Source organism: Mesorhizobium sp. M7D.F.Ca.US.004.01.2.1, from assembly GCF_003997785.1.
Taxonomy (GTDB): domain Bacteria; phylum Pseudomonadota; class Alphaproteobacteria; order Rhizobiales; family Rhizobiaceae; genus Mesorhizobium; species Mesorhizobium loti.
This window is the reverse complement of record NZ_RZRQ01000011.1, coordinates 35,256-44,109: the sequence shown is the minus strand read 5'-3', so window position 1 is coordinate 44,109 and position 8,854 is coordinate 35,256. Positions and strand designations below refer to the sequence as shown.

The 8,854-nt window shown below is 64.2% G+C and carries 5 protein-coding genes and 1 pseudogene; all 6 read left to right on the top strand.

What is annotated here, in order from left to right; genetic code table 11:
• A pseudogene (locus EN993_RS04115) lies at positions 1-243 on the top strand (sarcosine oxidase subunit beta); the annotation flags it as partial.
• 17 nt (positions 244-260) lie between these two features.
• Positions 261-536 (top strand): sarcosine oxidase subunit delta, encoded by a 276-nt coding sequence (locus EN993_RS04110; RefSeq protein ID WP_127262461.1) that lies wholly within the window; start codon positions 261-263, stop codon positions 534-536.
• On the top strand, positions 536-3,517 hold the full coding sequence (locus EN993_RS04105) for a sarcosine oxidase subunit alpha (RefSeq protein WP_127262460.1): 2,982 nt from the start codon (positions 536-538) through the stop codon (positions 3,515-3,517). Before EN993_RS04110 ends, EN993_RS04105 begins: the two co-directional genes overlap by 1 nt.
• The gene (locus EN993_RS04100; protein WP_127262459.1) at positions 3,510-4,133 is read left to right on the top strand and encodes a sarcosine oxidase subunit gamma family protein; all 624 of its coding nucleotides are present in this window, start codon (positions 3,510-3,512) and stop codon (positions 4,131-4,133) included. The genes EN993_RS04105 and EN993_RS04100 overlap by 8 nt, the downstream gene beginning before the upstream one ends.
• A 267-nt stretch (positions 4,134-4,400) precedes the next feature.
• Positions 4,401-6,770, top strand: a complete 2,370-nt coding sequence (locus EN993_RS04095) for an aminomethyltransferase family protein (RefSeq protein ID WP_127262458.1) — start codon at positions 4,401-4,403, stop codon at positions 6,768-6,770.
• 255 nt (positions 6,771-7,025) lie between these two features.
• Positions 7,026-8,735 (top strand): APC family permease, encoded by a 1,710-nt coding sequence (locus EN993_RS04090; RefSeq protein ID WP_127262457.1) that lies wholly within the window; start codon positions 7,026-7,028, stop codon positions 8,733-8,735.
• Positions 8,736-8,854: the final 119 nt, after the last annotated feature.

The window sequence follows — 8,854 nt, the reverse complement described above, 5'->3', positions numbered from 1 at the left end:
ATCATGGACATGTCGATGGACGGCTCGCCGATCATCGACAAGACGCCGGTCGACGGGCTCTATCTCAACGCCGGCTGGTGCTATGGCGGCTTCAAGGCGACACCGGGCTCCGGCTTTGTCTTTGCCCACCTTCTGGCGCGCGATGAATCGCACGAAGAGGCCGCACGGTTCCGCCTCGACCGGTTCCGGCGCGGTGCGATGATCGACGAAAAGGGCCAGGGCGCCCAACCGAACCTGCATTGAAGGCGGTCTAGAACAGCATGCGCATTGTCTGTCCCTTCTGCGGCGAACGCGAACTCGGCGAGTTCACCTATCTCGGCGACGCCAAGCCGGTACGGCCGGTGGCCGGCGCCTCGGAAGACGAGGTCTTCGACTATGTCTATCTGCGCGACAATGTCGCCGGCGAGACCAGCGAATACTGGTATCATGGCGGCGGCTGCCGGGCCTGGCTGAAGATCACCCGCAACACGCTGACGCATGAGATTTCTTCAATCGAACCGGCGGCGGGCGCCGGCGCCGCGAAGGTTGGCGCGTGATGGCCGGCGCGCAGACACACCGGCTCGGCAATGGCGGCCTTGTCGACCGTTCGGCACCGCTGAACTTCCGTTTCGACGGCAAGGCTTTCTCCGGCTTCCAGGGCGACACGCTCGCCTCGGCGCTGATCGCCAACGGCGTCAAGCTGGTCGGCCGCTCGTTCAAATACCATCGCCCGCGCGGCATTCTGACCGCTGGTTCGGAAGAACCCAACGCGCTGGTCGAGTTGCGCAGCGGCGCAAGGCGCGAACCGAACACCAAGGCGACGACGGCGGAGCTCTATGAAGGGCTCGAGGCCGCCAGCCAGAACCGTTGGCCGTCGCTGCGCCATGACGTGATGTCAGTCAACCAGTTGTTCGCGCCGATCTTCGTCGCCGGCTTCTACTACAAGACCTTCATGTGGCCGGCGAAATTCTGGGAAGCGATCTACGAGCCGGCGATCCGCCGTGCCGCCGGCCTTGGCCGCGCCGCCGGCATCGCCGATCCCGATCATTACGACAAGGCATGGGCGCATTGCGATGTGCTGATCGCCGGTTCAGGCCCGGCCGGGCTGGCGGCCGCGCTTGCCGCCGGCCGCGCAGGCGCCCGCGTCATCCTGTGCGAGGAAGATTTCACGCTCGGTGGCCGCCTGCTGTCGGATGGCGGCACGATCGATGGTGTGCCGGCAGCCGAATGGCTGTCGCGGATGCTGGCTGAACTGGCTGACATGCCCGACGTCCGCATCATGACCCGCACGACGCTGTTCGGTGTCTATGACGGCGGTACCTATGGCGCGATCGAGCGGGTCAACGACCATTTGCCCTCGCCGCCCGAGCACCAGGTGCGCCAGCGGCTGTGGCGGATCGTGGCGAAGCGCTGCGTCGTTGCGGCCGGCGCCATCGAACGGCCGATCGTCTTTGCCGGCAACGACACGCCCGGCGTGATGATGGCCTCGGCGATGCGAACCTATGTCGCGCGCTATGCGGCGACACCGGCCAAACGCCTCGCGCTGTTCACCAACAATGAGGATGGCTGGCGCACGGTCGAGACGGCGCTCAGTGCCGGACTGCAGATTGCCGCGGTCATCGACGCGCGGCCTGACGTATCGCCGGCGCATCGTTCGCTGGCCTCCAAGGGCGGCTTTCCGGTGCTGCACGGTTCCGTCAGCGGTGTCGATGGCGGCAAGGACGGTGTCAGAAAAATCGCGGTGTCGCTCACCGGCGGCGCGCGCGCCGAAGTCGAAGCCGACGGGCTCGCCGTTTCCGGCGGCTGGAACCCGGCGGTCGGGCTGACTTCGTATCATCGTGGCCGACCAAAATGGCGCGGCGACATCTCCGCCTTCGTGCCCGATGGCGCGCCTCCAGGCATGGTTGCCGCAGGCGCCGCCAATGGCGATTTCGGCCTCGGCGGCTGCCTGAGCCAGGGATTTGCCGCCGGCGGGGCAGCGGCGCGTGACACGGGACATAGCGGCACAGTCGGTAACGCGCCTGTGGCCGATGACGAGGCCTTTTCGCTGACGCCGCTCTGGCATGTTGCCGGCAAGGGCAAAGCTTTCGTCGACTACCAGCATGACGTGACGGCATCCGACATCGAGCTGGCGCAGCGCGAGGGCTTTGAATCGGTCGAGCACCTGAAGCGCTACACGACGCTCGGCATGGCGACCGACCAGGGCAAGACCTCGAATGTCGCCGGCCTCGCCATCATGGCCGCGGTGAGCGGCCGGTCCATTCCCGAGACCGGCACGACGATCTACCGGCCTCCTTACGTGCCAGTCGCCATCGGCGCCTTCGCCGGCCACCATCGCGACGAGACTTTCCATGCGACGCGGCTGACGCCGTCGCACCACTGGGCCGTGGAACAAGGCGCAATCTTCGTCGACACCGGCCTGTGGAAACGGGCGCAATGGTATCCGCGCACCGGCGAGAAAGACTGGCTGGACTCGGTGACCCGCGAGGTCAAGGCGGTGCGCGGCGGCGTAGGCTTCTGCGATGTCTCGACACTCGGCAAGATCGACGTGCATGGGCCTGATGCCGGCGCCTTCCTCGACCGCGTCTACATCAACACCTTCTCCAGCCTCGCTGTTGGCAAAGCGCGCTACGGGTTGATGCTGCGAGAGGACGGCATCGTCTATGACGACGGCACCACGTCGCGGCTGGCCGAGGACCATTACTTCCTGACCACCACAACGGCTAAGGCCGGACTGGTGATGCAGCATCTCGAATTCTGCCGGCAGGTGCTGTTTCCCGAACTCGATGTGCAGCTCACATCCGTCTCCGACCAGTGGGCGCAATTCTCGATTGCCGGCCCGAAAACGCGAGACCTGCTGAGGGAAATTCTCGACCCGGCGGAAGACCTGTCGAACGAAGGCTTTCCGTTCATGGGCGCGCGCGAGGTGACGTTGCGTGGTGGCCTCAAGGCGCGGCTGTTCCGCATCTCGTTCTCCGGTGAAATGGCGTTCGAGATTTCGGTGCCGGCGCGCTTTGGCGATGCCATGGCACGCAATCTGATGCTGGCCGGCGCGCCATTTGGCGTGACGCCTTACGGCACCGAGGCGCTCGGCGTCATGCGCGTCGAAAAGGGGCACATCGCCGGACCGGAACTGAGCGGCACGACGACGGCGGCCGATCTCGGTCTGGGTAAGATGATGTCGACCAAGAAGGATTATATCGGCCGCGTCATGGCCGGCCGCGAGGCGCTGGTCGCGCCGAATCGCCAGGTCGTTGTCGGCATCAAGCCGGTCGACAAGGCGCGCCGCCTGCGCTCCGGCGCGCACATCATTCCGAAGGGGCAGACACCCGGCCCAGGCAATGACCAGGGCTATGTCACTTCGGTCTGCTTCTCGCCGACATTGGATCAGTGGATCGGGTTGGCGCTGGTCGAACACGGCCGCGAACGCATCGGCGAGATCGTCCATGCGCATGATCCGTTGCGCGGCGAAGACTATGACGTCGAACTCTGCAATCCCGTCTTCTACGATCCGGATGGAGGGCGCCAGCGTGGTTGAGTTTTCCTGGGCTTCCCGCAGTCCCCTTGAAAAGGCACTGGTCACAGGCGCGCATGGTGCACGCGGTATCGAGGCCGGCGTTTCGCTGACCGAGATTCGCAATTTCGACCTGATCCAAGTCATGGCGCGGCGCGGCAAAGCGGCTGACATGGCCAAGGCTGCGAAGGTTCGCTTTGGCGTTGCTGCTCCGGATGCGCCGAAGGCGATGACTCCGGATGCCACGCTGATCTGGTCGGGACCGGATCAGTTCTTCGTCTTGTCGAAAGGCGACAAGCACGCGATGCAGACGTTGGCGCCGGCATTGTCCGGATCTGCCTCGCTGTCCGATCAGTCGCATGCACGCGCCCTGATCAGCATTTCCGGAACCAAGGCGCGTGCCTTGTTGGCCAAACTGTCGTCGATCGATTTGCATCCCACGACATTCCGGGTCGGCACGGCGGCGGCAACGTCGATGGATCACACCAGTGTCACGCTGTGGCGTGGGAATGATCGAGATGGATTGGCCGTGTTCAATCTCCTGGTGTTCGCGACCTTTGCCGAGAGCCTGTGGCACACGATGCTGGACTCGGCCGCAGAGTTTGGTGTGGACATCAGCCACAGCGAGAACTTGGCGTAGCGTTTGTGCGCGCCCTTCCCTTCTCCCCTTGTGGGAGAAGGTGGCCTCGCGAAGCGAGGTCGGATGAGGGGTGCTCCAGCTTGGCAAGGACGGTGCTCCGGCCAGCACCCCTCAACCGTCTCGGCGCTGCGCGCCGATCCACCTTCTCCCGCAAGGGGAGAAGGGAAGAAGTGCGCTTCACCTTGCCAAACGCACGCGCACTGCTATTCTTGCTGCTAAAGTAATTTTACACACAGGCAAACTTGTTTCTCGAACCGCAAGGCTGAGATGAGCCAGTCGCCCTACCCCGCAATTGCAGCCGGACCGCCCAAGCCCAGCCTCATCCTGAGGCCCGGCCAAATCGCGCTGCCGCCCGGCATGGAGCGTTATACGATCCAGGGCAACGGCGCGGTGCTCATCGATATCGAGGCCGGCGACACGATCACCGTGCGCAATGTCGAGGGTGGCCAGGCCTGCGAACTTCTGGCCTGGGACAAGACAGGCGCGACCGATCCCGGCATTTTTGGCGAAACATCGAACAGCAATGCCGCCGGCATCAAGGCGCTGCTCGCCGAGGGCGACGACAGTCTCGCAGCCCTGCGTCGCGGGCTCGCGCGCTGGCAGGTGCAGCTTGACCATGCCAAGGCGGTACGCGTCTTCGGCGGCACGACGCCGGCCGGCACCGAACAGAGTTTCACCGTCATACGCGACGGCGCGATGCTGATTGCCGCTCCCGGCGGGCCGATGCTGGTCGATGGTCACGACACGGCAACGCCCCTCACCGTCATCGTTCGCCGCACCACGATCCGTCCGGCGGCGAAATCGCAGCTGGCCGATCCGCTTGCCGATCCGGTGCTCGACCTGCGCGTCCATTCGGCGACGGCGGAATCCTATTTCGTCAAGGCCGGCGACTATCTGCAGATCATCGATGTCGACGGCCGCCAGTGCACCGATTTCCAGTGCTTTTCGGCGCGCAAGCTGGACAGGGGCCTTGACCATCCGCTCGACGTGACGACGACGCGCACGCTGATGGGTGCGAGCTACCCGATGCCAGGCCTGCATTCGAAATATTACGACCAGGACATGGAGCCGCTGGTCGAGGTGGTGCAGGACACATGCGGACGGCACGACGCATTCGCGCTCGCTTGCGCCGCAAAATATTACGACGACATCGGCTATCCCGGCCACACCAACTGCTCGGAGAACTTCAATCGCGCGCTGGCCGACAAGGGCGTCACGCCCCGCGCAGGCTGGATGGCGATCAACTTCTTCTTCAACACCGCGATCGACGCGCATGGCGTCATGGTGTCCGACGAGCCATGGTCACGGCCGGGCGACTATGTCCTGTTGCGCGCGCTGACCGACATCGTCTGCGTTTCCTCCGCCTGCCCCGACGACACGACGCCGGCCAATGGCTGGAACCCGACCGACATCCATGTGCGAACCTATTCCGGCCAGCACAAATTCTCGCGAGCGATCGCCAGACGCATGACGCCTGATTCGGAACCGAAAATGACCCGCGAGACTTCATTTCATTCGAGCTTTGCCAAGCACACCCGCAACTTCGCCGAGTACCGGGGCTACTGGCTCGCCAATTCCTTCGCCAAGGACGGGCCGATCGCCGAATACTGGGCCTGCCGCCAGGACGCGGTGATCATGGACCTGTCGCCGCTGCGCAAATTCGAGGTCACCGGCCCGGATTCCGAGGCGCTGCTGCAGTACACGCTGACCCGCGACGTCAAGAAGCTTGGCATCGGCCAGGTGGTCTATTCGGCCATGTGCTACGAGCACGGCGGCATGATCGACGACGGCACGCTGCTGCGGCTCGGCAAGGATAATTTCCGCTGGGTCGGCGGTGACGACCTGTCCGGCGAATGGCTGCGCGAGACGGCGGCGAAGCTTGGCCTCAACGTTCTGGTGCGATCGTCCACAGACCAGATGCACAATGTCGCCGTGCAGGGCCCGAAGAGCCGCGACATCCTCAGGGAAGTGATCTGGACCTCGCCGCTACAGCCGTCGATCGATGAACTCGAATGGTTCCGTTTTGCCGTCGCCCGCATCGGTGGCGGCAACGGCATTCCGGTGGTCGTCTCGCGCACCGGCTACACCGGCGAACTCGGCTACGAGATCTGGTGCCATCCGCGCGACGCCGAAAAGGTATTCGACGCCATCTGGGAGGCCGGCCAGCCGCATGGGCTGAAGCCGATGGGGCTGCAGGCGCTCGACATGGTCCGCATCGAGGCCGGGCTGATCTTCGCCGGCTACGAATTTTCCGACCAGACCGATCCGTTCGAGGCGGGTATCGGCTTCACCGTGCCGCTGAAGAGCAAGACCGACGATTTCATCGGCCGCGAAGCGCTGATCCGCCGCAAGGAGCACCCGCAGACGAAGCTGGTCGGCCTCGACATCGATGCCAATGTCGCCGTCGGCCATGGCGACTGCGTGCATGTCGGCCGCGCCCAGATCGGCGTGGTCACATCAGGCATGCGCTCGCCGGTGCTCAACAAGAACATCGCGCTGGCGAGGCTCGACGTCACCCATTCGGCCATTGGCACCGAGGTCGAGATCGGCAAGCTCGACGGCCATGCCAAGCGGCTGCCGGCGCGCGTCGTTGCCTTTGCGCATTACGATCCGCAGAAGGCCAAACCGCGCTCCTGAAAGCCGCTTTCGCAGCTGACAAGCCGACCGGCTGGCGATGTCACCGGGCGTTTGAGTCTGTGCGCTCACAAGCGTGATGTGCATGGCGCCACAAAACGCTTGACCTGAAAGCGCGCCGGATCAATCTTCACTGTTAAGAAAAAAATACGACTGAGTGGAAACACGGGCAGCAGCCCAAAGCATGCGTCGATGATGAAGCCTCGCGAAGTCGCGGCCGTCACGAACGGGGAACATCAAAATGGGGAACAAAGACACATGAGCACAATAGCGACTGCCCTGGATCAGCCTGCGGAAAGCAAGCTGCACCGGAATATCGACTGGCGCGGCGCCTTCTGGGTGGCGAGCGGCGTTCCGGCCCTCGTCCTGTTTTCGATCGGCGGCATTGCCGGCACGACCGGCACGCTGGCCTTCGCGATCTGGATCTTCTCCATGATCATGGGCTTCCTGCAATCCTTCACCTACGCCGAGATCGCCGGCCTGTTCCCGAACAAGTCGGGCGGCGCCTCGATTTACGGCGCCACCGCCTGGCTGCGCTATTCCAAGTTCATCGCGCCGCTGTCGGTCTGGTGCAACTGGTTTGCCTGGTCGCCGGTGCTGTCGCTCGGCTGCTCGATCGCCGCCGCCTACATCCTCAACGCGCTGGCGCCGGTGCCGCTGTTCACCGATGCCTCGCCGGATGTCGTCGCCTATATCGCCGCGCATGCCGGAACCAGTGCCGCCGACGCCATCACGGCGGTGACTGCAGCCGCAACGCCAGGGATTCGCAACTGGACGCTTTACAGCCACACGCTGGGACCGGTCTCGTTCACGTTCAACGCGACCTTCTTCATCGGCGCGGTGCTGATGCTGATCATCTTCGCCATCCAGCATCGCGGCATCCTCGGCACCGCCAATGTGCAGAAATATATCGGCCTGCTGGTCATCATCCCGATGCTGATCGTCGGCGTCGTGCCGATCATCACCGGCCAGATCAACTGGGCGAATTTCTCGCCACTGGTGCCGCTGGCGGCCGCCTATGCGCCTGAACCCGGCGCCTGGAACATCGCCGGCTGGACACTGGTGCTTGGCGGCATGTTCATCGCCGCCTGGTCGACCTACGGCTTCGAGACCGCCGTCTGCTACACGTCCGAGTTCAAGAACCCCGGCACCGACACGTTCAAGGCCATCTTCTATTCGGGCCTTCTGTGCATGCTGCTGTTTATCCTGGTGCCCTTCACCTTCCAGGGCGTGCTTGGCCTGAACGGCATGCTGGCGACGCCGATCGTCGACGGCTCCGGCGTCGCCGATGCCTTGGCCGGCATGGTCGGCGGCGGCGCACTGATCCACAGCCTGCTGGTGATGCTGATGATCCTGGCCTTGGTGCTGTGCATCATGACCGCCATGGCGGGCTCCTCGCGCACGCTCTACCAGGGCTCGGTCGATGGCTGGCTGCCGCGCTATCTCAGCCATGTCAACGAACATGGCGCACCGACGCGAGCGATGTGGACCGATCTGGTCTTCAACCTGATCGTGCTGGCCATCGCCTCGGCCGACGCGACGAGCTTCTTCTTCATCCTCGCCGTGTCGAACTGCGGCTACATCATCTTCAACTTCCTCAACCTCAACGCCGGCTGGATCCACCGCATGGACAACGGCCATATCGCCCGGCCATGGAAGGCGCCGAGCTGGCTGCTCGGCGTCGGTGCCATCTTCGCCTATGTCAACGCCATCTTCATGGGCGCCGGCGCCAAGGTCTGGAACCCGATGGCGCTGTGGGCCGGCCTGATCACGGCCGCGCTGATCATCCCGGTGTTCTGCTTCCGCCACTACATCCAGGACAAGGGCAAGTTCCCCGACCATATGCTGGCCGACCTCGGCATGAGTTCGTCCGATCTGGCAGTCAAGAAGGCGGGCATGCTGCCCTATCTGACGCTGGTCGCCGGCGTGGTGGTAATGCTGCTCGCCAACTGGTTCTTCGTCATCTGACGGCAAACTGAAGGGGTCGAGCACGTATCGCGCTCGACCCGAGCCTCCCGGCTGAAGCCCACTCCGATACTATCGGGGTGGGCTTTTTCGTTGCGGCCGGTGACAGGTCCATTGCGTTC

Bases quoted from the DNA above. Each gene is read 5' to 3' on its own strand.
- EN993_RS04090 (WP_127262457.1), top strand. From the start codon at position 7,026: ATGAGCACAATAGCGACTGCCCTGGATCAGCCTGCGGAAAGCAAGCTG.
- EN993_RS04110 (WP_127262461.1), top strand. From the start codon at position 261: ATGCGCATTGTCTGTCCCTTCTGCGGCGAACGCGAACTCGGCGAGTTC.
- EN993_RS04095 (WP_127262458.1), top strand. From the start codon at position 4,401: ATGAGCCAGTCGCCCTACCCCGCAATTGCAGCCGGACCGCCCAAGCCC.
- EN993_RS04105 (WP_127262460.1), top strand. From the start codon at position 536: ATGGCCGGCGCGCAGACACACCGGCTCGGCAATGGCGGCCTTGTCGAC.